The organism is Natronococcus sp. (assembly GCF_047921035.1).
In the GTDB taxonomy this organism is placed as follows: domain Archaea; phylum Halobacteriota; class Halobacteria; order Halobacteriales; family Natrialbaceae; genus Natronococcus.
In genome coordinates this window covers 1-23980 of sequence record NZ_JBLRWX010000034.1, presented here as the reverse complement: position 1 = coordinate 23980, position 23980 = coordinate 1, and the positions used below count along the sequence as shown (strand labels likewise).

Here is a 23980-nt window from a genome sequence, read left to right as displayed (position 1 = left end):
CAGCGATTCATGACGGTGGCGCCCGTAGGTGCGGTATGTCTCTCGATCGGATCGGGTACGTGTACACGTTCGGGATGGGCGAGGCCGAGATCGAAGCGGCCCTCGAGACGACCGACACCGGCGTGCTCGCGCTGGCGAGTTCGGGGTCGGCCTACGCGGTTCCCGTCGGCTGTTACTACGAGGACGGATCCCTGTACGTCCGGCTCACCGACGACGGCGCGAGCAGGAAGCTGTCGTACCTCGAGGCGACGGCCGAGGCCTGTCTCCTGCTGTACGCCGTCGGGCCGTCCGACGGCTCCTGGAGCGTCGTCGCCCTCGGTCCGATCCGAGAACTGACCGGGACGGACCGCGAGGCGTTCGACGAGGCGACGATGATCGAGCGGTTCGGAAAGCCGCGGATCTTCGACGAGGATCTCGAGGCCATCGAGTGGTCGGTGTACGAACTCGAGATCGAGGAGCTCACCGGGCGCAAGACGGGCGGAGAGACCCTCCCGTAGTTTCCGGAGCCGTCCGTTCGCAGTCAGTGCTCGTCCGCTCCCGCCGCTCGAACGGTGAGGACGGGCGCCGGGGCGGTGCGGAGGACACGTTCGGTAACGCTTCCGAGCAGTTCTCCGCCGTCGGCGGTCCGCCCTCGAGTCCCCATCACGAGCAGGTCGACGTCCTCGCGCTCGGCGTAGGCGGTGATCTCGCGGTGGACCGAGCCGGTTCTGACCGCCGTCCGGACGTCGAGCCCGTCGGCGACCGTCCGCTCTGCCGCCGACTCGAGCAGGTCCCTCGCGCTCTCCGCGAGGCGCTCGAGCAGCCGCTGGGTCTCGGGATCGTTCCCGTACTCGGTCGCCGTCACGACCGACAGCAGGTGCAGCGTCGCCCCCGTCTCGGCTGCCGTCTCGATACCGTGCTCGAGGGCGGCGGTCGCGTGAGCGCTCCCGTCGGTCGGCACGAGGACGCGCTCGAACGGGTACCGCCGTCGGACGTCGTCGCTCGCGCGGACGACGAGCACCGGGACGGGCGCGTCGCGGACGACCCCCTCCGTTACCCGGCCGACGACCAGCGGCTCGGTCTCCCGCCGACCGTGGGCGCCCACCACGATCAGGTCGACGGCCTCGCGCTCGGCGTACTCGAGGATCCGCTCTCGAGGCGGTCCCCGTCTAACCGCGGTCTCGAGGGTCGTTCCGCTCGTTCTCGGCCGACTGCGGGCCTCCGCGAGGATCTCCTCGGCGGTCCGTCCCGCCGGTCCCGGGCGCGACGCGGACCCCTCGCTCCCCTCGACGACCGAGAGGACGGAGACGGTGGTCGTCGCCGTCGCGATCGCGAGCGCCAGCTCGAGGGCGGCCGTGGCGGGACCGCTGCCGTCGGTCGGAACCAGGAGTCGATCGACCATACGCCGCCTTCGACGACGACGTACTTACCGCTATCCGGTCGGGAGGTCGACCGAACGGTAGCGGAACCGTCCCGGCTCGAGCGAACGAATGCGGCTCCGAGGAGGCCGAACCGGACGAGGAGGCGGGCGACGAGGACTGGGGGGCCGTCGACGAGTTCTACTTCGACGGCCAGGTCTCCCACTGGGGTGGGATCGAGCCGGCGTTCATCGAGGGGGACGAAAACCCGACGATCACCCTCATCGAGGGCCAGGAGTACGACTTCAGGTGGGTCAACGCCGACGGAATCCTCCACAACATGGAGATTCGAAACGAGGACGGCGACGTCGTCGAGGACTACCAGAGCGACGACGTCGAGGCGGAGGGCGAGGAGGCGATGATCGAGGGCGTCACCGCGACCGAGGAGATGACGACGTACATCTGCCAGTACCACGAGTCGACACAGGTCGGAGACATCACGATCGAAACCGAGTAGCTCGAGCGTCCGTGAACCGCGACGGGTCGGAAGCTCGTCTCTCGACCGATCGGTCTCGGTTCTCACGTACCGGGAACCTGTGGGAGACGTTATCCGCTGACATCCCGTCTCCCTAGACGAGGTGAGCATCGATGACCGACTACTACGACGAACTCCTCGGCAGCATCGTCGTCTGTCTGGCGGGCGGCGTACTGGTCGGTCTGCTCACCCCGATCGCGTTCCACCTGGGGGTGCTGTTCGGGGCACTGGCTGCGATGGCGTTCGTCTACGACGCGCTCTTCGTTCACAGGCGGTACAAGACGGATGCCCCGACCCTTGAGGTCGGGGAGGAAGTCGACACTCGATGACACAATCCACGCCCCGATGGCTGACTGACTCCCTGATATATAAGTAACACCGCTTATATATGTGAAGTCACAGTGGAATACCGTCGTACCGCCGTCATCAAACTCGACACTCCCGAAGGAGCCGACGCATCCCTTCGAGAGACGGTCGAGCAGTTCAAACACTGCGCCAACACCGCAAGCGAGTGGTGCTGGCACGGGCGTCGCCAGATTCCGGAGGAATCTGGCTGCCAACCAGAAACGCCGCGCGTTTCTGGTGACGACGACGGCTACCACGTCACTTCCAAAGCCAAAGCCGAACGCGCCCTCTACGACCAACTCCGCGACGAAACCGACCTAACCGCGAATCTCGTCCAGAAAGGGATTCGCAGGGCGGTCGAAGCCGTCAAAAGCGGAGTCTCGCGTCTCGAACGTGGTGAGAAAACGTCGCAACCGCACTTTTCTGCCGATAGCGCGGTGTACGACAAACGGAGTGCGACCTTCCACCGCGACCACGTTTCTCTTTCGACCGTGGATGGGCGCATCGAGTGCGACTACATCCTTCCCGACGACTCGGAGACGCCACCCACCAAGTACGTCTCCGACGAGGACTTCGAGTTTCGGATGGCCCACTTACAGTACCGCGACGGTGACTGGTATCTCCACGCTTCAATGCGGAAAGTCGAAGCAGACGAGAAATCGCCCGAATCCGCATCCAAGCACAGAACAGTCCTTGGTGTGGATTTGGGCGTCAACAACCTCGCCGTCGCTTCGACGGGGCGATTCTGGTCGGCAGACGAGTTCAACCACTGGCGTCGAGAATACGAGAAACGTCGTGGTTCGCTTCAACAGTGTGGTTCTCGTCACGCCCACGAGAACATCGAATCGGTCGGGCAGAAAGAGTACGGACGCTTCGAGATACACCTGCACACGGTGGCGAACGAACTTATCGAGGAGGCTGTCGAAAACGACTGTTCGCATATCGTGTTCGAGGATTTGACCCATATCCGGGAGAATATTCCCAGGGCGACGTGGCAACACGTCTGGGCGTTCCGACGCCTCTACGAGTACGTCGAATACAAGGTCGAAGAACACGGTATTGAAGTCGTACAGGTTGACCCGCGAAACACGTCAAAGCGTTGCTCGACGTGTGGGTTTACCCACGACGACAACCGGTCGGGCGAGTCGTTCGAGTGTCAGCAGTGCGGGTATGAGAACCATGCCGACTACAACGCCTCGAAGAACATCGGTTTGCAGTATCTCCGCCGTCGGCAAAATGCAGACGACGGAGGCGCACCCGTAGATGTGCGCTTGAATCGTGGGACGCTGAACGTGAGCGGGGAGTACATACCCCCTGCCTCTACTCAGGCATAGAACGGGAGTCCACGCGAAAGCCTCGGGGTCGTACGGAAGATCGAAGATCTTCCGTGATGACGAAAGGTCTTCGACCTTTCGAACCACTTGACCCCGAGGCGATTTACCCGCCCCTTCCCGAGACCGATCCGCGCCGACGGCCCGCCGATCGGCCGGCGGTACACGACCGTTCGATTCGGTTGCCGATCCGAGAAGCCGCTCCCGATACCCGTCCTCGACCGCGGCGACCAACCGGAATCCGACAGAAGTGACTTACATACATATGTATGTAATACGTTCCGTGCCGAACGGACCGATTACCGACGGGCCGCATTGGATTTCGGCGCGCGCTCACCCTCTCCGTTCGCGGTCCGTAATCTCCCGTTCCGTCCGCCGTCTGAGGCTCTCGAGCCCGTCGCTGATCCGAACCTCGTAGGTGTCGGGGTCGGAGACGCGTCGATAGCGCTCGGGAAGGGACTCGAGTTGACTCCGCGTTCGCTCGCGGGCCTCGGAGAGGGTCGGCGGGTCGGCGACGAGCGAGCCGTCCTCGACGACCGTCTCGAGCAGCGGCCGTCCCTCCACGGACTCCTCGCGGGTCGCGAGGACGTCACGAACGAACGACCCCTCCCGCTCGATGCGGTAGGTCTCCTTTTGCCCGGGGTAGGTCACCTTCCCTGGCGAGAGCTTCATACTCGGCTCGAGGTCGCCGTCGCGCTCGACGGCGGTGAGCTTGTAGACGACCCCGCTACTGGGGGCGTCCCTGCTCGTCGTCAGCGCCGTTCCGGGACCGAACGCGGTCGCGACCCCGCCCGCGTCGAAGAACTCCCGGAGAAAGAACTCGTCGACGCTCGAGGAGACGACGATGCCCGCGTCGCCGACGATGTCGTCGACCACCTTCGAGAGTTCGATCAGGTCCCCCGAGTCGAGGCGCACCCCGCCCAGCCGGACGTCGCGCTCGTCGGCGACGGCGACCGCGCGCTCGGCCCCCCGGACCGTGTCGTAGGTGTCGACGAGGTAGATCGCGTCGTCGCCGTAGCTGTCGGCGAACGCCTCGAACGACGCCCGTTCGGTCTCGAAGCTCTGGACCCACGAGTGGGCCATCGTCCCGTAGGTCGGCACCCCGAACCGCTCGCCCGCCAGCACGTTCGAGCTGCCGTCGAAGCCGCCGACGTACGCGGCCCTGGCGGCTTTGAGCCCCGCGTCGACGCCGTGGGCCCGCCGGGAGCCGAAGTCGACCAGCTCCTGGTCGTCCCCGTGGCGAGCGACGACGTCGGCCATCCGCGCGGCCTTCGTCGCCACGAGCGTCTGGTAGCCGACCTGGTTGAGTACCAGCGTCTCGAGCAGCTGGGCCTCGAGGATCGGCGCGGTCACCTCGAGGATGGGTTCGTTCGGGAAGACGAGGGTTCCCTCCGGAACCGCTCGGATCTCGCCGCCGAAGGAATACGACTCCAGGGTCGCGAGGAACTCGTCACTGAACCCCTGGTCGGCGAGAAACGCCAGCGCGTCGGCGTCGAACTCGAGCGCGTCGAGGGCCGCCAGCACCTGCTCGAGGCCCGCGGCGACGGCGTAGCCCCGATCCGACGGCAACGATCGGAAGTACACCGAGAACGTCGCGATCGGGTCGTGGTCCGTCCCGTGGTACCCCTGCATCATCGTCAGCTCGTACCGGTCGGTGAACAGCGCGAGGTCGCGGGGACGGACGTGGCCGAACCTGGGAGCGGTCATGGCGACGGGTACTGACGCGGCCGCGAACGAAATAGCCCGGGGCGGAACGCCCGTCGCTCGCTCGGTGATCTTTCTTGTGGCTCGACCCCGTACCACGCGGTGATACGGATGTACTCGACGATACTCCTCCCGATCGACGGCGGTGACGGTGCCGACAGCGCGATCGACCGTACGCTCGAGTTCGCCCGACGGTTCGACGCGACGGTTCACGTCCTCTCGGTCGTCGAAACCGGCGCCGAGCCCGTCGGCCTCGACGGACAAGCGCGCGGCGAACTCCGGGGACGGGCCGAGAAGCGAGGGCGGCAGGCGACCGCCCGCGTCCAGGAGCGCGCGGCTGATCTCGACGTCGGGACGACGCGGGCCGTCAGAGAGGGGGACCCCCACGACGTTATCCTCGAATACGCCGAGAACGAGGGGTTCGATCTGGTCGTGATGGGAACCCGCGTCCGGGACGGTCCGGGGGTCGGACTCGGGAGCACGACCGAGCGCGTGATCGCCCGGGCCGACCGCCCCGTGATCGCGGTCCGACTCGAGGACGACGCGCCGGCCGTCGACGCGATCTCGTACGACCGCGTCGTGATCCCCACCGACGGCAGCGACGCCGCCGAACGCGCCGCCGAGCGCGGCCTCGAGTTCGCCGAGGCCTGCGGCGCGTCCGTCTACGTTCCCTACGTGGTCGATACGACCAGTTACGACCTCGAGGAGACCTCCCGGAGCATGGTCGGCCTGCTGAAGGAGGGCGGACGAAACGCCGTCGAGGCCGTCGCCGAGGACGCCCGCGAGCGCGGCCTGTCGGTGAAGACCGACGTCCTCCGAGGAGTCCCCGACGAGGAACTCGTCGAGTACGCCGACGGGCTCGAGGGCGATCTGATCGCGATGGGGACGCGGGGCCGGGGCGGCGCAACCGGCGACCTGCTGGGAAGCACCACCGCTCGCGTCCTGCGACGGGCGCACTGTCCGGTGTTGACCGTTCGCTGACGCCTCGAGCGCGGCGACGACGTTGGTCGCGATTCGTCCCCGTCTCGAGCGGCTCGCCCCCTCGCCGGGGAGCGTCCCGAACTGTCACGGGTACTGTCAATCCGGCGAAGTGATTAGTGGTTGGTCGTGGTACTGCGGTCGCATGGCGAGCACGGAGCGACGCTGTCACCTCGGGATCTTCGTCAGTCTGGTGTTGCTGAGCGTCGGCCTCGGGATCGACGTCCTGATCGGGACGTCGCTGCTCGACTTTCTGATCGTCGTCACCGGGCTCGTCGTCGGCTGGGCGAGTTTTCTCTACTGTCTAGGTCGATCGCCGGTCTGGGGGGAGTGACGGACGCGACCGTCGACGACCGCGCCGACTCGCTCGCGACGAACACCGAGAGCAGGTAGTAGGTCGACCCTCGAGCGACTGGTCCTCGGCAGCGTCTCCCGGCGCGTGGTTCCGTCCGCGGACGTACCCGTCCTGACCGTGCGGCCGGTCGCGGATCAGGACTCGTCGTAGAACGACTCGTGGGGATCGATCCCCGCGACCGACGGGGGCGACGGGTGGCGGACGACGAACACGTCGTAGGCGTCCTCGGCCGCGAGGTGGACGCCGACGCTGGTCAGCGGCGTCACGACCCGGCCCACGTTGTCGCTGCCGAGGAAGACGACGCTGGGGTCGTGCTCGAGCACGAGCCGTTCGATGTGGGTAGCCAGCCGATCCTCGGGCGGGAACTCTCGGATGCGTTCGGCGTCGAGCGACACCTCCGGGGCCAGCTCGCCGACCTGATCCCGCAGGGTCGCGACGATCCGCTCGGGGTCGAACGGCTCATCGTCGTCGATCCACCCCTTCTCCCGTGCGTAGCGTTTTCGCTCGGGGACGACGCTGACCGCGACGACGTCCTCCTCTAAGGCGCGTCCGTACTCGAGGGCGCGGACGAGCGCGGCCTCGGCGAGCGCCGAACCGTCGAACGGGACGACGAAGGTCATACCCGTCCCACCACCGCGCGGCTATTAATGCTCGAGGGCACGTTCTCGTCGCCAGGACCGTCCGACTTTCCGGAACGAGATGTTTTGCCCTTTCGAGTCGTTCGCCGGAGTATGCACGACTCACGCTGGCACCAGCTGAGCGGGTCGGAACTCGAGGCGTTTCTCGGACGGGGCGGAACGGGTGTCATCACCTTCGGCGCCGAGGCCGACACCGCACCGGCCTCGATACCCGTCTCCTACGGCTACAACGCCGATATCGAGGCGTTCTACTTCCGCCTGTCGCTGCCGCCGGAGAGTCGGAAGGCGGAGCTCGTCGATCGACCGGTGTCGTTCGTCACCTACGGGGAAACCGACGACGGCTGGCACAGCGCCGTCGCGACGGGCCGTCTCGAGGCCGTCGAGGAGGCGTCGTACGAGTCGACGACCGTCCAGGGGATGTGGGGGATCGAGATCCCCGAGGTCGACGTCTTCGAGCAGCCCCGCGAGGAGCTGACGTTTCGGGACTTCCGGCTCGACCCCGAGACGCTGTCGGGGCGCAAGGAAGTTCCGTCGGAACCGTAGGCTACCCGCTGCTACTCCTCGGGGCGAACGATCGTCACGGAGACGGGGGACCGTCTCGCGACGGTTTCGGCGACGCTGCCGAGCAGCACGCGTCCGATCCCCGATCGACCCTGGCTCCCGACGACGACGTGATCGACGTCGAGGTCGCCGACGGCGCCGACGATCGCCCGGGAAGGTGAACCCCGAACGAGCTCCGTCCTGACCGGGACGTCGAGCTCGGTCGCGAGGTCGGCGTACTCCTCGAGCAGCCGTTCGGCATCGCGTTCGCGCTCGTCCATGTACTCGCGGTTCCAGACCGCTTCCTCGGTCGTCGAGGCGGCGCGGAACGGATCGAGCACGTGCAAGACGACGATCTCGTTCGTCTCGAACTCGGTCGCCGCGACCCGCAGCGCGCGCCGGGAGTGATCGGAGCCGTCCACCGGAACGAGGATCCTGTCGAACATCGTCGCACGTACACCGAAGAGATATATAATGGTAATTCATCGACGGCCAAGAGTCGTTCCTTCTGATACGGGAGCGGGCGAACGGGAGTTCCGGTCCGCCACTCGAGGACCGATGCCGGCGTTTCCCGTCGTCGAGAATCACCGCGGAATGCTTTATGTTCGGACCGCGATGACTCCCGTATGGCACGACACATCCTGGTTCCGCTGGACGGTTCGGAGCCCTCGTGGGCCGCGCTCGAGCACGCCGCCGAGAACTACGCGGGCGGTCGGATCACCGCCCTGCACGTCGTCGACCCCTCCGCGGGCTCGTACGCGGGCGCCGAGGGCGGCTACTACGACCCCGTGGCGTTCGACCGGGCACGCGAGCGCGGCGAGGAGATCTGCGAGGAGGCCCGCGAACGGCTCCGGGAGGCCGGCGTCCTGGAGACGACGGACCTCGAGACCGCCGTCGAGACCGGCGGCGCGTCCCGGACGATTCTCGAGTACGCGGAGTCCGAGGACGTCGACCACGTCGTCATCGGGAGCCACGGTCGCTCGGGCATCTCGCGGATCCTCATCGGGAGCGTCGCCGAGACGGTGACCCGTCGAGCAGCCGTCCCGGTGACGATCGTTCGGTGAGTCGATCATGACGACGACGAACCACACCACGGACGTCGACGGGACCCTGCTCGTTCCGGTCGCGAACGCCGAAACCGCGGACCGCCAGCTCGACACCGCGATCGACGTCGCGACCGACCGCTCCTACAGCATCCTGCTGGTGTACGTCCTCGAGGTCCCCGCCCAGCTGTCGCTGCAGGACGGGCGCCGGTACCTCCTCGAGGACGAGACCGAAGCGATGCTCGAGGAGGCCGCGGCGTCCGTCGATTCCCGGGGCGTCCCCGTCGGCAGGCGCGTTCGGATGGCCCGCGGCGTGGCCACGGGGATCGTCGGCGCGGTCGACAAGTACGACGTCGACGCGATCCTGATGGGGTGGCGCGGGCGACCGCCCCGACGGGACGTGATCCTGGGATCTCACCTCGATAAGGTCCTTCGGGACGCCGGCTGCGACGTCCTCGTCAAGCGGATCAAGACGCCGACCGGCGACGTCGGGTCGGTGCTCGTCCCGGTCGTCGGCGGCCCCCACGACACGTTCGCGGCCGAGGCGGCCGCCTCGGTCGCCCGCGCGAACGACGCCGACGTAACGCTGTTGCACGTCCTCGAGGCCGACGAGCCCGAACTCTCCCGGGAGGAGGCACGGGCCGTGCTCGCCGAGACCGCGGGGGTCTTCGAGGGCGTTCCGTCGGTCGAGCGCGAACTGATCGAGGCCGACGACGTCGCGGGGACGATCACCGACCGGACGACCGAGCACGACCTCACCGTGCTGGGTGTCTCCCGCGGGGGACTCCTCCAGCGCACGCTCCTGGGAACGATCTCGGAGGCGGTCGGTCGCCACGCCGCGGGCACCGTCGTGCTGGCGAAGCGCCACGATCCCGTCCCCTCGAGGCTGCGTCGGCTCGGGTCGCGTCTCGGGCGCTGATCGCCGGCTCCCGGGCGGGGCGAGACGAGCTATCAGCCCCGATGACGGTGGATACCATTATGCGATCCGTCGGAATACCTCCGATATGAACGACCGTATCCTCGTCCCCTACGACGGCTCCGAGCCCGCGGGCTACGCCCTTGAGTTCGCCTTCGAGACGTTTCCGGACGCCGACGTCACCGCGCTCCACGTCATCCAGATCCCGGAGGGGTACTGGGGCGCCTTCGAGGGGCCGGGTATCAGTCCGCCCGTCACCGAGAAGGCCCGCGAGTACGCCGACGAACTCCTCGAGCCCGCCCGGGAGCTGGCGGCCGACCGCGGCCGGGAGCTCGAGACCGAGGTCCTCGCCGGGAAGCCGGACGACCGAATCGTCGAGTACGCCGAGGACGAGGGGTGCGACGTGATCGTCGTCGGCAGTCACGGCCGCGAGGGGATCTCGAGAGTCCTCCTTGGCAGTGTGGCGGAGAACGTCGTCCGTCGGTCGCCGATGCCCGTCGTCGTCGTTCGCAATCGCTCGCAGACGATCTAGAGCGCCTCGAGCAGCCGATCGATCTCGGCTCGCGTGTTGAAGACGTGGACCGAGATCCGGATCGCCTCGGGGTACGGCAGCGACCGGACGACGATATCCTCGTCGGCGAGTCGCTCTACCGTCGCCTCGGGGTCGTCGACGTCGACGGTGACCAGCCCCGACTCGAACGCGCGCGGACTCAACAGGCGCTCGTCGGAGAGCCCGTCCTTGAGGTAGTCGGTCAGCGTCTCGATACGCGCCTCGACGGTCTCGGCGCCGAGTTCTCGATACAGGTCGATCGCCGCCCGGAGCCCGGCGTCGGTCGCGGGGCTGGTCGTCCCGACCTCGAACCGGCCCGCCCCCGGCGCGTACTCGTAGTCGGGTGCGTTCGGGTCGACGACGCTGCGATACCCGATCGCGCTCGGCGCGTAGTCGGCCTCGACGCCCTCCCGAACGTAGAGGAAGCCGGCGCCGAAGGGGCCCAGCAGCCACTTGTGGCCCGCGCCGACGACGAAGTCCGCACCCCACTCGTGGACGTTGACGGCGGTCTGGCCGGGCGACTGGACGGCGTCGACGAGCGTCGCCGCACCCGCATCGCGGGCGAGGTCAACCAGTTCGCGGACCGGAAGCCGGGTGCCGTGGGTCCAGGTGATCGAACTGAACTCGAACAGGGTCGCACCCTCGAGGGCCCTCGTGACGTCCTCGAGGTCGACCCGTCCGTTCTCGGTCTCGAGGACGCGCACCTCGACGCCGTACTCGCGCTCGAGGCGGCGCCAGGGGAGGATCCCGGCGGCGTGCTCGAGGTCCGTGCGAACGACGACGTCGTCGGCGTCCCAGTCGACGGCGCCGGCGACGCGGTTGATCCCGTCGGTCGTGCTCTGGGTGAGCGCGACCTCGGCCTCGCTCGCGCCGAGCAGGTCGGCGACCGCGGTCTTCGTCGCGTCGTGGCTCTCGCCGGCGGCGACGTACATCCCGTCCTCGACGGGCGCCTCGTACTCGTGGGATTCCAGCGCCGACTCGGTGGCCTCGACGACTCGCCGCGGGCTGGGGCCGCCCGCGCCCGTGTTGAAGTAGCTGGCGCGCTCGAGGGCCGGAATTTCGCCCCTGAGCCGTTCGTGATCCATATACCCGATCGTCGGCTCGGCGGCTCCTAAGCGTTCGGCTCGGCAACCGAGCGAGAAAAACGGGGTCACTTTCGCGGTTCGTTCCTCGAGCGACGGTCGATAGCGGTAGCCGATAGCGCGATTTCGTTGTTCAGCCTGGACCGTAATCCGAATCACCCGGTTCGTTACGTAGCGAGCGGTGAGTGAGTCGTCTGTACGGAGCGCAGTTTCTACGAGCAACTCCGAATACCGATACCGTGCTATCAGCTGTTGAGAGGGGCGCAGCCCGCTACTCGTCGACTGGGGACTTGACGACCGTCACCGGACGCTCGGACAGGTTTACGACCCGTTCGGCAACACTCCCGAGCAGTCGCCGGTACTCGCCCGAGCGGTTCTTCGAGCCGACCACCGTGAGCCCGATGTCGGCCTCGTCGCCGTACCTGAGGATCTCCTCGTGGGGAACGCCGTGGCGGACGATCTCGGTCGTCTCGAGCCCGGCGGCCTCGGCTTCCTCGACGATCGCCTCGACGGCGTCGGTGCCGGCCTGCTCGAGGGCGCTCTCTAAGCCCTCGAACTCGTGGACGTACTCGTCGCCGGGGTAGGAGCTGTAGGCGTCGGTGTCGACGACGTACAGGACGTGCAACTCGGCGTCGTACCGCTTTGCCGCGTCGATCGCGTGGTCGATCGCGTCGTCGATCCCGGCGCTCATGTCCGTCGGCAGCAGGAGTCTATCGTACATATCTGAACCGACGCGAGCGAGCACTATATTCTCGGCGACGAGTTCCAAGAAACTGGGAGAGAGCGAAAGGGATCCGTTCGTGCAACCGCCGCCCGGATTGCCAGGATGCTGACGTATTTGTGACCGGGAACCGAACGCCCGCTATGGACAGGGAGACGATCGCCGCCGACGCCGCCCTCGAGCGATGAACGGCTACGGCTACTACCTGCGGTACGCCCAGGTGTTGCTCCGATTTCTCCCCGTCGCGCTCGCCCTGCTCCGGGACCGACGGCGGCTCCTCCTGTTCGGGCCACCGCGTCGGGTGTCGACGGCGACCCACCGCGAGCGGGCCGAACGCCTCACCGAGACGATGCTCGATCTCGGGCCCGCGTTCATCAAGGTCGGCCAGGTGCTGTCGACGCGCCCGGACGTCGTCCCGCCGACGTACGTCGAGGTCTTTTCGAGCTTGCAAGACGAGGTGCCCGAGAACACGGGCGGGGATCCGCTGACCGTCCTCGAGGACGACCTCGGCGACGACCTCGACCTCGAGACGGTCGAGCCCGTCGCGGGCGGCTCGCTCGCGTTCGTCTACACCGCGGCGTACGAGGGCGAGCGGATCGCGCTGAAGGTCCGCCGACCGGGGCTGGTCTCGCTGATCGAGCGCGACCTCCGGGTCATCAGGGGGATCATGCCGCTGATCGCGACGTTCGCCGACGAGCGCCAGCGGTACTCGCTCGAGAACGTCGCCGACGACTTCGAGGCGATCATCCTCGAGGAGCTGGATTTCGAGCGGGAGGCCGCGATCATGGCCGACATCGGCGAGAACTTCGCCGACGACGACCGGGTCGTCGTCCCCGCGACCTACGACGGGCTGTGTTCCGACCGCGTGATCGCCATGGAGTACGTCGAGGGACGGAAGATCACCGACGGGGACGCCCTCGCCGCGGCCGACACCGATCCGACCGAGATGGCGACCCTGATCGCCCGAACCTACCTGAAGATGGGCCTTGTCGACGGCGTGTTTCACGCCGACCCCCATCCGGGGAACCTCGCGGTGACCGACGGCGGCCGGCTCGTCATCTACGACTACGGGATGAGCCAGCGGCTCACACCCCAGGAGCAGGACGACATCGCGAGCCTCTACCGCACGCTCGTCCGCCGGGACGTCGACGGCCTGCTGAACACGCTCGTCGCCCTCGAGGTGCTCGAGCCGACCGTCGACCGGGTGGCGGTTCGGCGGGTGCTCGAGCTGGTGATCGAAAACCTCGAGGGCCGTTCGGTGATCACCTGGCGGGCGATCATCACCGAGCTGCTGTCGATGCTCCACGACTTCCCGTTCCGGATCCCGCCGAACGTGATGTTGCTCGTCAGGGCCGGCACGGTCGGCGAGGGCGTCTGTCGGAGCCTCGATCCCGAGTTCGACTTCCTCGCGGCGACGCGGTCGTTTCTGGTCGACTACGGCTTCATCGAGAGCGAGATCGAAACGCTCCTCGCGGAGACCCGGGCCGACCTACGGGAGTCGGCGCCCGTCCTCGCTCGGGCGCCCGCCCGGTTCGACGCCGTCTTCGGCCAGCTCGAGCGGGGTGAACTCGTCGTCAGGACCGACCCGGTTGATCCGCCCAGCGGGGGCGATCCCGCGGTCGGCTACGCCGTCCTCGCCGGTGCGCTGATCGTCGCCGCGGCCGTGCTGACGTTTCACGGCCAGCCCTACGAGATCCCGGCGCTGCTCGCCGCAGTCGTCGCCCTCGCCCAGTACGTTCGGGCGCGGCGGTGAGCGTCGCCGAAAGGCTGGGACGGGTGTCGACGGCGACCGCTCGAGGCGACTCGAACTCGCTTCCCGCGACGATACGCCACCCGGACTTATCCCCTCCGCGCGAGAACGGGAGCGCATGTACGACCGAATCCTCGTCCCGACCGACGGCAGCGAGTACGCCGAGGCGGCCGCCGAGCGGGCGTTCGACCTCGCCGAGACGACCGACGCAGCAGTCTTCGTCGTCTGCGTCGTCGAGGAGGGACCGCTGGGCTCCGTTCGACTCCCCGGCGACGGCGCCAGCGCCGCAGAGGCGTTCGCCGAACGCGCCGAGACGTTCGTCGGCCGCCTCGAGAAACGAGCCCGGGAGCGCGGTCTCGAGGTCGAGACCGAGATCCGCGAGGGCGTTCCGGTCCGGGAACTCCTCGCGTACGCCGACGAGGTCGGCGCGGCGGTCGCCGTCATGGGCTCCCGGGGTCGGGGCGGAGTCAGCCGGATGATGCTCGGCAGCGTCACCGACGGCGTCACCAGGGAGGGGGATATCGACGTCCTCGTGGTCGGCGAGAAGGGAGCCACCGCCTAACCGTCCGCCTGCCGACCGATCGCCCGCGAGCGCCGGCCGATTCCCCAGCCGAACAGCGCGAGGCCGAGGAAGATCCCGATCGCCTGGAGGACGTACGCCTCGGGAAGCTCCTCGGGGGGGACCCCCCAGGCCTCGAGCCCGAGGCTGAGGAGCAGCAAGACGAGCACGAGCCCGAGCCCCGCGTCGGCGCTGCGCATGCTCGGAAGCGCCTCGGGCGAGGAAAAGCTCCGTCCCAGCGCGTAGAAGACGAGCGTGAACGGCACCCAGCCACCGACCACGTACAGCACCGCTCGAGAGCCGTCGCCCGCGAGGACGTCTCGAGGAACCAACACGCCGTAGACGAGAACGACCGCGATCGCGCTGACGACGAGCAGGAGACGGGCACTCGAATCGCTCCGTGAGTTCATCGCCGACTGTTCGTACCCTGAACTGTTCAAACTACCGTTCAGGTTCCGCCGCGGGCTCGAGCCCTACGGACACCTGAGGAGTCTCGCTCGAGCCCGGCCCGATCAGCCCTCGAGGTGTCCCCGAACTCGCTCGGCGGTGTCGCACAACAGCGGGACGTCGTCGGTGAAAACCTCGATCGCGACGGTGCCGTCGAATCCGCCGAGCCGATCGGCGACGATCCCGTAGTCGATCTCGCCGGCCCCCAGCGGCAGGTGGGTGTCGCCCCTGCTCCGGGCGTCGTGAACGTGCAGGTGGGAGACGAGGTCGCCGTACCGCGAGAGGAAGCGCTTGATCCCGTCGTCGCCGTCCTCCATGTAGGCGTGGCCGACGTCGAAACAGACCGCGGTGTCGGCCTCGCGGGCCAGATCGCCCAGCACCGACAGCGGCAGCCCGCGCTTCTGGTGGCCGACGTTCTCGACGACGAGTTCGACGCCCGCGTCGGCGCCGGCGTCGGCGATGGCGGCCAGCTGTTCGGCGAACACCGGGCGGAGGTCCGTGTCGTGTGGGTTCCGGGTCGTCCCGTGGAGGACTGCCTTCTCGGCGCCCACCGATCCCGCCCATTCGAGGAGCTCGCGCTGGTAGGCCAGAATCGCGTCGTTGATCCCGTCGACGGGCGTCACGACGACCTGCTTGAACGGCAGGTGGACACAGAGGTCGGCGCCTTCCCGCTCGAGGAGCCCCTCGAGGCGGCCGGTATCGATCGTATTCGGATCCGTCCCTTCGCCGATCGACAGCTCGATGAGGTCGAAGCCGTCGATCGTTCGGTCGGCGCGCTCGAGGGAGTCGCCGACGGTGAGGCCGAGGTCCATACCGGGTCAGGGGCCGCCGGCCTCATAGTTCCGCCGCCGGGTCGGGATTGGCGGCCGGTTTAGACGCCGGGGATGGGCGCCAGCGTGATCCCGTACATCGCCGCGACCGTGATCCCGATCGTGGCGGCGACCAGCGGCGGCCAGATCCGGGTGCTCGAGACCGAGGGGGCGACGCTCGCCCCGCCGAGTGACTTCACGAGCAGTTCGATCGCGAACAGGCTCGTGGTCGCGGCCGCCGAGATCATACAGAACGGGCAGATCGCGCCGATGACCCCCAGCTGGAGGTAGACGAAGTACGCCGAGGCGGCGAGCCCGCCCGTGGTGATCAGGAAGATCCCCCGCTCGAGCAGCGGCGATTTCGTCTCGAGCCAGAGCCCGCCGAGGACGATCATCGTGGCGTAGTAGCCGGCGCCGAGCAGCGCCAGCGGTATCGGCCCGACGTAGGCCCACGCGCTCGTGATCACGGCCAGGCTCCCCTCGGGCTCGATCCCCGCGGGAAGCGGGAGCGCCCAGAAGTGCACCGCGGTGAGGAAGACGCTGGCTCCCCAGCCGATCACCGCGATGCCGAGAAAGGCACCGAGGAGCGTGTTTACGTGTTCGCGGATTCCCTGCGACTGTCCCAGTCCGGTTTTCGTTGCGGTTTCTCCCATTGTGTTCTCGAGTTGGGACCGGCTCACCATAAATATTGTACAACTACCACAATATTACACACTCGAGGTGGCCGGCCAACGATATCATGATCCAGATGAGGGTGGTATAATCGGCCTAAATACGATTACTCTGATTTTCTCAAATTTCGAGAGGGAAAGTAGCGCCACCTATTTTGCACAATAGTTGCACAACCATTGTAGCCGATCACGCTGTGAACTACCGTCTCCCTCGAGCGACTGCCGGCCGTCGACCGATCCGACCGCCGTTTTATCCCCGTCGGCGTGGGAGACGGGTCCGAGCGGGCCGAACGCCCGCCTCCGACACGACCATGCCACGCCACGTCCTCGTCCCCGTCGACGGCTCCGACCGGGGATTCGCCGGGCTGGAGTACTGTCTCGCGTCGTTTCCCGACGCGTCACCGACCGCACTGTTCGTCGTCGACCCCGCACGCGATCACACCGCGACCGTGGGATCGCCCGAATCGACCGCCGAGCGCGCGAAAGAGCGGGGGGAGCGGGTTCTCGAGCGCGCGACCGAGCGCGCCGACGAGCACGACTGCGACCTCCGGACGATCCTCCGAACGGGGACGCCTCACACCGAGATCCTCGCAGTCGCCGACGAGGAGGACGTCGACCACGTCGTCCTCGGCAGCCACGGTCGGTCGCCGATCACCCGTCCCTTCCTCGGCCGCGTGAGCGAGGCCGTCGTCCGCCGATCGTCGGTCTCGACGACGGTCGTCCCCGAGACGACCGCGACGATCCGGGACCGGGAGCTTCCCGGCGAGATCCTGGTCCCCCTCGACGGCTCCGAGCAGGCCGAGGCCGCGCTCGCCTACGCCCTCGAGACGTTTCCCGACGCCTCCCACACGGCCGTCCACGCCCTGAACCTCCCGTTCGATCGCCCGCGATCGCAGGTCGAGGGAACGTACCTGGAGGCGATCCTCGAGGACCGCGAGCGTCGAGCCGAGGGGATCCTCGAGTCGGCGACGACGCTGGCCGAGGGCCGGGGCGCGACGCTCGAGACCGAGACCGCGTCCGGGGCGCCCGCGAGGGAGATCGTCGAGTACGCCGAATCGAACGGCTACGACCAGCTCGTCATGGGGAGCCACGGCCGCTCGCTCGCGGCCCGGCTGTTCACCGGGTCGGTCGCCGAGCGGGTCGCCCGTCGCTCACCCCGGACGGTCACGCTGGTTCGCGGGGCGCCCGCCTGACCCGTCCTCTCGCGGCCGACAGAGACCGATCTCGACGGGTAGCCGCCAGACGGTTTCGTACCGCGCCTCGAGGACCCGAAAGCCGGCCTCGCGCAGGGTCTCGGTGACGTAGATCGGCCGGCAGTCGACGGCGGTCGGCAACAGATTGTGGACCCGCTCGTAGAGCCACGTCGTCGGACCGAACCCGCCGCGGGAAAGCGAAACGACACAGAGCCGGCCGTCCGGAGCGAGGACGCGACGCCACTCCGCGAGGACGGCCGGAAGCTCGGGCGTGTCGAAGAGCTCGAGGACGAAGCTCGCGAAGACGGCGTCGAAAGCCTCGTCTGCGAACGGCAGGCTCGCACCGTCGCCGACGAGTACGACGCCTCGCTCGAGGCCGGCCCCGGCCAGCGCCCGTCGGGACGCCCGACACATCCCGTCGGCGAGATCGATTCCGACTGCGATTCCCGTCGGGCCGACGGCTCGCGCGAGGGCGACGAGGGCGGTACCGGTCCCACAGCCGACGTCGAGGGCGCGCTCGCCCGGCTCCGGGGCGAGCAGCTCGAGCCCGCTCGTCCGCGCGGGAGTCTCGAACGGGTTGGCGACGGCGTCGTACCGGCGGCTGAACGCATCGTACCAGTCTCGAGCGTCCGGTTTCGACCGGGAAACGCGGGCGATCGGTCCTGGCGGTCGGTCGGTCGCCTCGCTCGTAGCGCGCTGATCGCCGGTCACTCCTCGGTCGCCTCGAGCCGTGGGCTCCAGGTAGCGAGTCGACGGCCGTACACCGCGGAGCCGAATAAAACTACTCGGCACCGCCGGGTCGATCGTCGGTCTCGTCGACGTCCGGAACGACCACGACGGGGATCGGCGACCGACGTACCAGTCGGTCGGCGGTGCTTCCGAGGAGCGCCTCGGCGACGCCGCCCCGGCCCGTTCGACCGACGACGAGCAGGTCGATCGCCTGTTCCTCGGCGTACTCGAGGATCGTCTCCGCCGGACGGCCGCGGCGAACCGCACCCCGTACCTCGAGTTCCGGCGTTCGATCGCCGCAGGCGTCGACGATGCCGTCGACGAGGTCCGTCCGCGCCCGGTCGAGGTCGGCGACCTCCGCGACGCCGAATCGCATCGGATTCGCCGTCGTGTCGACCACCGAGAGGACGTGGACGGTCGCCCCCTCGAGGTCGGCGAACCGGAGCGCTCGCTCGAGGGCGGCGTCGGCGGCGTCGCTGCCGTCGGTCGGGGCGAGGATCGATCGAATCGGCGCGTCGGGATCGTCGTCTCCGGTCATCGTACCGGCGATTGGACCGCCGGAGGCCTAACGGTTCGCGTTCGGGATCAGGCCGTCAACACCGGTCGGTCGACGCCCCTCTCGAGGTCCCCGAGCACGCTCCGGGCGCGGTTCTGTAGCTCGTCGACGACCGTCCGATCGCCCGAGAGCATCGAGTCGCCGTACCGGTACGTGTCGACGACGGAGATCGCGTGCAGGTCGGCGTCGAACGTCGACGCGAGATCGACCGCGTACTCGACCGCGCGGCTCGCCGGATCGCTGCCGTCCGTCGCGACGAGGATCGTCTCGTACATGGCGTGGGGTCCCACCACCGGCCGAGTCAAATAGGTTCCACCCCTCGGGCGCGGGCGGGGTCGTCGATACCGCTACCCCTCGATCGGATGCTCCAGGGACTCCATGAGCAGCTCGAGGTTCGCCGACTCCTCGGCCAGCAGCGTCGGGTGCGTGCCGACGGTCACGAGGAAGTCGCCCTCGTGGTCGAACGAGGCGATCAGCACGTCGACGCCGACCCGTTCGCCGTCGAGGTCGGTCTCGCCCGCGAAGACGTCGACCTCCCGGCCCGTCCCGAGGATCTCGAGGGCGAACGACCGCTCGCGCTCGAGGCCCTCGAGATCGCCGTGTGGGCCGTCGACGCGGTCGAGGATCTCCTCGAGCAACTCCTCGCTCGAGGCGTCGGCAAGCGGGTTGGCTGATCGTCCGGCAACGGCCATCTCCGGGGTCGAGACCGCGGCGAACAGGCTCGCCTCGCGGTCCTCGCCCCGGTGTTCCCGCGTCTTCGAGTAGACGGACTGCCAGATCGACGCCCGTACCTCGCGCTCGAGGCCGGCCTCGACGGTGCGGTCGATCGACGCGCGCTCGCTTCGCCGACTCTCGTAGCCGGTTTCGGCGACCGTCGCCTCGGTCGGTTCGACGCGATCGGCGGCGAACTCGAGGGGTTCCTCGCCGGAGACGACGTCGAGGCAGCCGGCACCGAGTGCGAGCCCGCCCGCCGCTCCCGCGGCGAGGACCGATCGTCGGGGGGGAGCCATCGTCCCGACGATGCGGCCGAGTACGTATATCGTTTTTGACCAAATAGTTCCTGTAAGTGTGCGTTTGGGTATTTCGAGCGCGTGCGAGAGGACGACACATCAAGAGTTATCGGGATCGCCCACGCCGGTGTAGCCATGACGGAGTTTGCAGCCCGGGTCGAGCAGGTGTCGATCAGCGGTATCCGCGAAGTGTTCGAGGCCGCCGGCGAGGACGCGATCAACCTCGGGATCGGACAGCCTGACTTCCCGACGCCCGAGCACGCCCGACGGGGGGCGATCGAGGCGATCGAAGCCGAACGGACCGACGCCTACACGTCGAACAAGGGGACGCGATCGCTCCGGGAGGCGATCGCCGCGAAGTACGACCGCGACTACGGACTCGAGATCGACCCTGCCGAGGTCATCGCTACCTCCGGCGGGAGCGAGGCGCTCCACCTCGCGCTCGAGGCCCACGTCGACCCCGGCGAGGAGGTTATCTTTCCCGACCCCGGGTTCGTCTCCTACGACGCCCTGACCCACATCGCGGGCGGGACGCCCAAACCCGTCGGCCTGCGCGACGACCTCACCCTCGACCCCGCGACGGTCGAGGCGGCGATCACCGACGAGACCGCCGCGTTCGTCGTCAACAGCCCCGCGAACCCGACGGGTGCGGTTCAGAGCGAGGAAGACATGCGCGAGTTCGCCCGCATCGCGGACGAACACGACGTGCTCTGTCTCTCCGACGAGGTGTACGAACGGATCGTCTTCGAGGGCGAACACCGCTCGCCCCTCGAGTTCGCCGAGAGCGACAACGTCGTCGTCGTCAGCGCCTGCTCGAAGACCTACTCGATGACCGGCTGGCGACTGGGCTGGGTCCTCGGCTCCAACCGACGTATCGAACGGATGCTGCGGGTCCACCAGTACGCCCAGGCGTGTGCCTCCGCGCCCGCCCAGTACGCCGCCGAGGCCGCGCTGACCGGTCCCCAGGAGCCCGTCCGCGAGATGGTCTCGGCGTTCGAGGAGCGACGGGATCTGGTCGTCGACGGCCTCGAGGACGCCGGCCTCGAGGTCCCCACGCCGTCGGGTGCGTTCTACGTCATGCCGAAGGTGCCCGAGGGCTGGTGCGACGAGGTGCTCGAGCGGGACGTGATCGTCGTCCCCGGCGACGCCTTCGGCGCCAACGGCGAGGGGTACGCCCGCCTCTCCTACGCCACGGGGACGGCAGAGTTGAAGGAGGCCCTCGAGATCATCGACGACGCGACTCGAGCGGTTCGGTAGCGGCGGGCGTCCTCGAGTTCACGCGGACGCCGGGCGAAAAACGGCGGCGTGTACGGGGAATGTCGAACGCGAGGATACGAGCCGGTTTCGGATGAAGGGGGCGGATCACTCGAGCAGTTCGACGACGTCTCCGGGTCGAATCGTTCCGTCCTCGAGCACGTCCGCCCGGAGCCCCCCTCGGTGAACGAGCGCCTGCAACACGCCGTCCTGCGTGAGGCGCTGTAAGTGGCTACACGGCTCGCACAGCCGATCCCCCCGGCAGACGACGTCGCCGACCCGGAACCGCTGCCCGACGAGATGGTTGAGCGCGACGTCGCGCGTTTCGACGTTCCGTCGGTGTTCGCCCGGCTCGAGTTCGATTCCCGCTTCGCGTTCGATCGCCGTCACGGCCTCCCGTTCGATCAGCGTGAGGTCGTACCCGTCGTGGCGCTCCTCGTCCGACTCCCACTCGACGAACGTTCTCGTCTCGTTCCCGGCGAAGTAGCGATCCCCTCGGAGCCCCCGCCCGGCGACCGCTTCGACGTCGGTCCGTTCCTCCATCTCCGCCTCGGCTTCCGGCGCAGTAAAGATCCGTTCGACGGTGCCACTTCCGGTCATACGAGATGTGCCGCTCGGCGGAATATAAACGCTCGGAGTGGCGTCGATCTCGCACCTAGAACGTCAGCGCGACCACCAGCGCGACCGCAAGGGCCGCGAACGCGAGCGCGACGGTCGTGCCGACGCTCGTCTTCAGCCCCGACTTTCCGGGGGTCCGATCGAGCCGATCCCGGTACCGATCCTCGAGCGACGCGGGCAACGCGGCGGCGATCGTCGCGCCCGGGTTCCGGACCGCAGTTACGGTCCCCCAGCCGGCTCGAGCGGCCAAGCCGTCGACCCGGGCGAACGTTCGCTCGAGAACACCCGTAAGCGCTCGCGTCCCACGGAAAACGAACGGATCCCGGACGGTATCGACGTCCCGGCCCCCGGCGACGCGGCCGAACAGCGGTTTCGCGACGACGAACGCGACGAGGCTGCCGCCCGCGAGCACGACGGCCTTGTAGAGGTGGGCCACCGAGTAGGGGTCGGTGCTCCAGGCGTCGGTCGCCGGCAGGAGCGCGAACAGCGCGGGGTAGAAGATCCCGAGCAGGACGCAGGCGACGGCGATCGGCGCCGAAACGACGAGATCGGCCGGCGAGAGGTCGGGGATCGAGGCGCGCTCGCCCTCGAGGAAGGCGTAGTAGCCGAACTTCATGAAGGAGACGAACGTGCCGACGGCCCCGGCGAGCAGCAGGGCCTCGAGGAGGGTCGCGTCGGCCTCGGCGGCCGCGTCGAGGACCATCCCCTTCGTGACGAACCCGTTGAAGCCGGGGACGCCGGTGATCGAGAGCGCGGCCACGAGGAAGGTTACGAAGAGCAGGGGCGTCGCCCGCCCGAGCGCGCCGAAGCCGTCGAGCTTGTTCTTCCCGGTGCGGACGACGACGAACCCCGCGACCATGAACAGCAGCCCCTTGTAGAGGACGTTGTTGAACAGGTGGCCGAACCCGCCCGCGACCCCGAGCGCCGAACCCAGCCCGATCCCGGCGAGCATGTAGCCGACCTGGGCCTGGATGTGGTAGGCCAGCAGCTTGCGCATGTCCTTCTGGGCGAGGGCGTAGGCCGCGCCGTAGACGGTCATCGCGGCGCCGACGGTCGCGAGCGCGAGGTTGCCGTCGGGGAACGCCCGGTAGGCCGCGTACACCGCGACCTTCGTCGTGTACGCCGAGAGGATCACGGAGGTCCCGACGTGGGGCGCGGCGTAGGTTCGCGGGAGCCAGACGTGGACGCCGATGAGGGCCGCGTTGACGCCGACGGCGAGGCCGACCGCGATCGCGGACAGTCCCGGGCTGATCCCGGTTCCGTCGTACTGTAGCGCGGTCGCCGAGGGGCCGACGGCCACCCAGTGGAGGGCGACGCCGACCAGCAGCAGGCCGCCCCCGATAGCGTGGACCAGCGCGTAGCGGTACCCCGCCCGCACCGCCTCGCCGCCGCAGTACCAGACGAGCAGGGTGCTGGCGACGGCCATCAGCTCCCAGCCGAGCGCGAGCCCCAGCCAGTCGCCGACGAAGACGGTCCACAGCGAGGTCCCGACGTACGCGAGCGCGAGCAGCAGGTGGCGGTCGTCGGTGCCGACGAGGAAGGTGTAGCCGACCGCCAGCGCGCCGAACGCCGAGAGCGCCAGCCCGACGAGCCGCGAGGCGTCGTCGACGCGGACGAGCACGACCTCGAGCCCCAGAAACGTCGCCGTCGGCCCCGTCCCGTCGGGGACGAGCAGCGTCCAGACCGCGTCGATCCCGAGCGTGACGGCCGCGAGGGCGTGGCCGAGCCGTCGCGAGGAAAACGGGACGAGCGCGGTCCCGAGGAGGACGACCAGCAGCGGCGGGACCGCGAGCAGCCAGTCGGGGCCGGTGCCGATCACGGGCTACTCACCCCCGCGTTCTCCGCGGCCAGGCGCGCGAGTTCGAGGACGAACAGCCAGTCGGCGGCGACCCCGATCGCGACCACGAGCGCGCTCGCCGCGAGGATCGGACCGAGCAGGAGCCACGTCGTCTCCCCGCCGGTCCACGGCCGTCGCTCCCACCTCGAGTTCCCGCCGTCGGCCCGGGCCGCCGACGGTGGCCGCGATTCGGTTCGCTCGTCCCCGCCGTCGGCTCGAGCGCCGCCCAGCGGGCCCTCGAGAACGGGTTTCGGATCGCCCTCCTCGCCCTCAAAGAAGGCGGTGTAGATGATCGGCCAGAAGTACGCGACGTTGAGCCCGCCCGAGACGACGAACAGCGCGAGGACGAGCCCGTTGCCCGCCTCGGCGCTGCCGAGCAGGAGCGTGCCGTTGGGGACCAGCGAAAAATGAAACAGCGCCAGGATCCTGCTCTGGGCTTCGGGCCGCAGATAGATCAGCACATTGCGGCAGG

30 protein-coding genes and 1 pseudogene are annotated in these 23980 nt (G+C 68.4%); 15 read left to right on the top strand and 16 right to left on the bottom strand.

All coding sequences use genetic code 11. From position 1 onward, the window contains the following. The first annotated feature begins 35 nt into the window (after positions 1 to 35). A complete protein-coding gene (locus tag ACNA7R_RS09120; protein ID WP_416283253.1) occupies positions 36 to 497 on the top strand; it encodes a pyridoxamine 5'-phosphate oxidase family protein in 462 nt (153 codons plus the stop codon). 23 nt (positions 498 to 520) lie between these two features. On the opposite strand, the gene ACNA7R_RS09115 is transcribed toward ACNA7R_RS09120, so the two are convergent. Further along, the gene (locus tag ACNA7R_RS09115; RefSeq protein ID WP_416283252.1) at positions 521 to 1381 is read right to left on the bottom strand and encodes a universal stress protein; all 861 of its coding nucleotides are present in this window, start codon (positions 1379 to 1381) and stop codon (positions 521 to 523) included. A 296-nt stretch (positions 1382 to 1677) separates the two neighbouring features. Between ACNA7R_RS09115 and ACNA7R_RS09110 the strand changes: the two genes are divergently transcribed. The 3 genes from ACNA7R_RS09110 to ACNA7R_RS09100 all read left to right on the top strand — a co-directional run bounded on the left by ACNA7R_RS09110 (position 1678) and on the right by ACNA7R_RS09100 (position 3551). Further along, a complete protein-coding gene (locus ACNA7R_RS09110; protein WP_416283251.1) occupies positions 1678 to 1854 on the top strand; it encodes a hypothetical protein in 177 nt (58 codons plus the stop codon). Between the two features lie 131 nt (positions 1855 to 1985). After that, positions 1986 to 2201, top strand: a complete 216-nt coding sequence (locus ACNA7R_RS09105; protein ID WP_416283250.1) for a hypothetical protein — start codon at positions 1986 to 1988, stop codon at positions 2199 to 2201. 72 nt (positions 2202 to 2273) lie between these two features. Then, positions 2274 to 3551: an RNA-guided endonuclease InsQ/TnpB family protein gene (locus tag ACNA7R_RS09100; protein ID WP_416283249.1), complete on the top strand. Its 1278-nt coding sequence runs from the start codon at positions 2274 to 2276 to the stop codon at positions 3549 to 3551. A 330-nt stretch (positions 3552 to 3881) separates the two neighbouring features. Here ACNA7R_RS09100 and ACNA7R_RS09095 read toward each other — a convergent pair whose 3' ends face one another. Continuing rightward, complete coding sequence (locus tag ACNA7R_RS09095) at positions 3882 to 5255, bottom strand: nicotinate phosphoribosyltransferase (protein ID WP_416283248.1); 1374 nt, start codon at positions 5253 to 5255, stop codon at positions 3882 to 3884. Between the two features lie 108 nt (positions 5256 to 5363). On the opposite strand from ACNA7R_RS09095, the gene ACNA7R_RS09090 reads away from it, so the two are divergent. The 3 genes and pseudogenes from ACNA7R_RS09090 to ACNA7R_RS09080 form a co-directional block, all read left to right on the top strand. Further along, positions 5364 to 6233, top strand: coding sequence for a universal stress protein (locus tag ACNA7R_RS09090; RefSeq protein WP_416283247.1), 870 nt, complete (start codon positions 5364 to 5366; stop codon positions 6231 to 6233). Positions 6234 to 6375: 142 nt separating this feature from the next. Continuing rightward, positions 6376 to 6564, top strand: a complete 189-nt coding sequence (locus ACNA7R_RS09085; protein ID WP_416283246.1) for a hypothetical protein — start codon at positions 6376 to 6378, stop codon at positions 6562 to 6564. A 57-nt stretch (positions 6565 to 6621) separates the two neighbouring features. Further along, positions 6622 to 6735: pseudogene (locus tag ACNA7R_RS09080) on the top strand (universal stress protein); the annotation flags it as partial. On the opposite strand, the gene ACNA7R_RS09075 reads toward ACNA7R_RS09080, so the two are convergent. Beyond that, positions 6720 to 7205 (bottom strand): universal stress protein, encoded by a 486-nt coding sequence (locus ACNA7R_RS09075; RefSeq protein ID WP_416283245.1) that lies wholly within the window; start codon positions 7203 to 7205, stop codon positions 6720 to 6722. The pseudogene ACNA7R_RS09080 and the gene ACNA7R_RS09075 overlap by 16 nt on opposite strands. Before the next feature lie 111 nt (positions 7206 to 7316). Between ACNA7R_RS09075 and ACNA7R_RS09070 the strand changes: the two genes are divergently transcribed. Continuing rightward, a complete protein-coding gene (locus ACNA7R_RS09070) occupies positions 7317 to 7766 on the top strand; it encodes a pyridoxamine 5'-phosphate oxidase family protein (protein WP_416283244.1) in 450 nt (149 codons plus the stop codon). Positions 7767 to 7777: 11 nt separating this feature from the next. Here the strand turns inward: ACNA7R_RS09070 and ACNA7R_RS09065 are convergent, their stop codons facing one another. Then, the gene (locus ACNA7R_RS09065; RefSeq protein WP_416283243.1) at positions 7778 to 8209 is read right to left on the bottom strand and encodes a universal stress protein; all 432 of its coding nucleotides are present in this window, start codon (positions 8207 to 8209) and stop codon (positions 7778 to 7780) included. A 180-nt stretch (positions 8210 to 8389) separates the two neighbouring features. On the opposite strand from ACNA7R_RS09065, the gene ACNA7R_RS09060 reads away from it, so the two are divergent. From ACNA7R_RS09060 to ACNA7R_RS09050, 3 genes are all read left to right on the top strand, one after another. Continuing rightward, positions 8390 to 8827, top strand: a complete 438-nt coding sequence (locus ACNA7R_RS09060; RefSeq protein ID WP_416283242.1) for a universal stress protein — start codon at positions 8390 to 8392, stop codon at positions 8825 to 8827. A 7-nt stretch (positions 8828 to 8834) separates the two neighbouring features. Next, positions 8835 to 9725 (top strand): universal stress protein, encoded by an 891-nt coding sequence (locus ACNA7R_RS09055; protein ID WP_416283241.1) that lies wholly within the window; start codon positions 8835 to 8837, stop codon positions 9723 to 9725. Between the two features lie 85 nt (positions 9726 to 9810). Beyond that, a complete protein-coding gene (locus tag ACNA7R_RS09050; protein ID WP_416283240.1) occupies positions 9811 to 10254 on the top strand; it encodes a universal stress protein in 444 nt (147 codons plus the stop codon). Here ACNA7R_RS09050 and ACNA7R_RS09045 read toward each other — a convergent pair. Further along, a complete protein-coding gene (locus ACNA7R_RS09045; protein WP_416283239.1) occupies positions 10251 to 11357 on the bottom strand; it encodes an aminotransferase class V-fold PLP-dependent enzyme in 1107 nt (368 codons plus the stop codon). The genes ACNA7R_RS09050 and ACNA7R_RS09045 overlap by 4 nt on opposite strands. Positions 11358 to 11625: 268 nt before the next feature. Beyond that, complete coding sequence (locus ACNA7R_RS09040) at positions 11626 to 12075, bottom strand: universal stress protein (RefSeq protein WP_416283238.1); 450 nt, start codon at positions 12073 to 12075, stop codon at positions 11626 to 11628. 184 nt (positions 12076 to 12259) lie between these two features. Here ACNA7R_RS09040 and ACNA7R_RS09035 point away from each other — a divergent pair, with 184 nt between their 5' ends. Together ACNA7R_RS09035 and ACNA7R_RS09030 are read left to right on the top strand one after the other, a co-directional pair. Further along, a complete protein-coding gene (locus ACNA7R_RS09035) occupies positions 12260 to 13828 on the top strand; it encodes an ABC1 kinase family protein (RefSeq protein WP_416283237.1) in 1569 nt (522 codons plus the stop codon). Between the two features lie 115 nt (positions 13829 to 13943). Further along, positions 13944 to 14387, top strand: coding sequence for a universal stress protein (locus ACNA7R_RS09030; RefSeq protein WP_416283236.1), 444 nt, complete (start codon positions 13944 to 13946; stop codon positions 14385 to 14387). Here the strand turns inward: ACNA7R_RS09030 and ACNA7R_RS09025 are convergent. The 3 genes from ACNA7R_RS09025 to ACNA7R_RS09015 all read right to left on the bottom strand — a co-directional run bounded on the left by ACNA7R_RS09025 (position 14384) and on the right by ACNA7R_RS09015 (position 16293). Next, the gene (locus ACNA7R_RS09025) at positions 14384 to 14794 is read right to left on the bottom strand and encodes a hypothetical protein (protein ID WP_416283235.1); all 411 of its coding nucleotides are present in this window, start codon (positions 14792 to 14794) and stop codon (positions 14384 to 14386) included. The two genes, ACNA7R_RS09030 and ACNA7R_RS09025, sit on opposite strands and share 4 nt — an antisense overlap. Positions 14795 to 14896: 102 nt before the next feature. After that, the gene (locus ACNA7R_RS09020) at positions 14897 to 15643 is read right to left on the bottom strand and encodes a sugar phosphate isomerase/epimerase family protein (RefSeq protein ID WP_416283234.1); all 747 of its coding nucleotides are present in this window, start codon (positions 15641 to 15643) and stop codon (positions 14897 to 14899) included. A 59-nt stretch (positions 15644 to 15702) separates the two neighbouring features. Beyond that, complete coding sequence (locus ACNA7R_RS09015) at positions 15703 to 16293, bottom strand: vitamin K epoxide reductase family protein (protein ID WP_416283233.1); 591 nt, start codon at positions 16291 to 16293, stop codon at positions 15703 to 15705. A 329-nt stretch (positions 16294 to 16622) separates the two neighbouring features. Between ACNA7R_RS09015 and ACNA7R_RS09010 the strand changes: the two genes are divergently transcribed. Next, complete coding sequence (locus tag ACNA7R_RS09010; RefSeq protein ID WP_416283232.1) at positions 16623 to 17504, top strand: universal stress protein; 882 nt, start codon at positions 16623 to 16625, stop codon at positions 17502 to 17504. Here the strand turns inward: ACNA7R_RS09010 and ACNA7R_RS09005 are convergent. The 4 genes from ACNA7R_RS09005 to ACNA7R_RS08990 all read right to left on the bottom strand — a co-directional run bounded on the left by ACNA7R_RS09005 (position 17463) and on the right by ACNA7R_RS08990 (position 19799). Further along, positions 17463 to 18215 (bottom strand): class I SAM-dependent methyltransferase, encoded by a 753-nt coding sequence (locus tag ACNA7R_RS09005; protein ID WP_416283231.1) that lies wholly within the window; start codon positions 18213 to 18215, stop codon positions 17463 to 17465. The genes ACNA7R_RS09010 and ACNA7R_RS09005 overlap by 42 nt on opposite strands. Positions 18216 to 18285: 70 nt before the next feature. Continuing rightward, a complete protein-coding gene (locus tag ACNA7R_RS09000; protein WP_416283230.1) occupies positions 18286 to 18771 on the bottom strand; it encodes a universal stress protein in 486 nt (161 codons plus the stop codon). 47 nt (positions 18772 to 18818) lie between these two features. Further along, entirely contained in the window at positions 18819 to 19064 is a 246-nt protein-coding gene (locus ACNA7R_RS08995; RefSeq protein WP_416283229.1) for a universal stress protein, read from the bottom strand. 72 nt (positions 19065 to 19136) lie between these two features. Further along, positions 19137 to 19799 carry a DUF6517 family protein gene (locus ACNA7R_RS08990; RefSeq protein ID WP_416283228.1) on the bottom strand — a complete coding sequence of 221 codons (663 nt, stop codon included), beginning with the start codon at positions 19797 to 19799 and terminating at the stop codon, positions 19137 to 19139. Between the two features lie 135 nt (positions 19800 to 19934). Here ACNA7R_RS08990 and ACNA7R_RS08985 point away from each other — a divergent pair, with 135 nt between their 5' ends. Next, complete coding sequence (locus ACNA7R_RS08985) at positions 19935 to 21056, top strand: pyridoxal phosphate-dependent aminotransferase (RefSeq protein WP_416283227.1); 1122 nt, start codon at positions 19935 to 19937, stop codon at positions 21054 to 21056. 105 nt (positions 21057 to 21161) lie between these two features. Here ACNA7R_RS08985 and ACNA7R_RS08980 read toward each other — a convergent pair whose 3' ends face one another. From ACNA7R_RS08980 to ACNA7R_RS08970, 3 genes are all read right to left on the bottom strand, one after another. Continuing rightward, entirely contained in the window at positions 21162 to 21653 is a 492-nt protein-coding gene (locus ACNA7R_RS08980; RefSeq protein WP_416283226.1) for an MOSC domain-containing protein, read from the bottom strand. A gap of 55 nt (positions 21654 to 21708) precedes the next feature. Beyond that, the gene (locus ACNA7R_RS08975; protein WP_416283225.1) at positions 21709 to 23490 is read right to left on the bottom strand and encodes a Na(+)/H(+) antiporter subunit D; all 1782 of its coding nucleotides are present in this window, start codon (positions 23488 to 23490) and stop codon (positions 21709 to 21711) included. Next, the coding region (locus tag ACNA7R_RS08970) for a CheR family methyltransferase (protein WP_416283224.1) at positions 23487 to 23980 on the bottom strand (494 nt) is incomplete at its 5' end. The genes ACNA7R_RS08970 and ACNA7R_RS08975, both read right to left, overlap by 4 nt.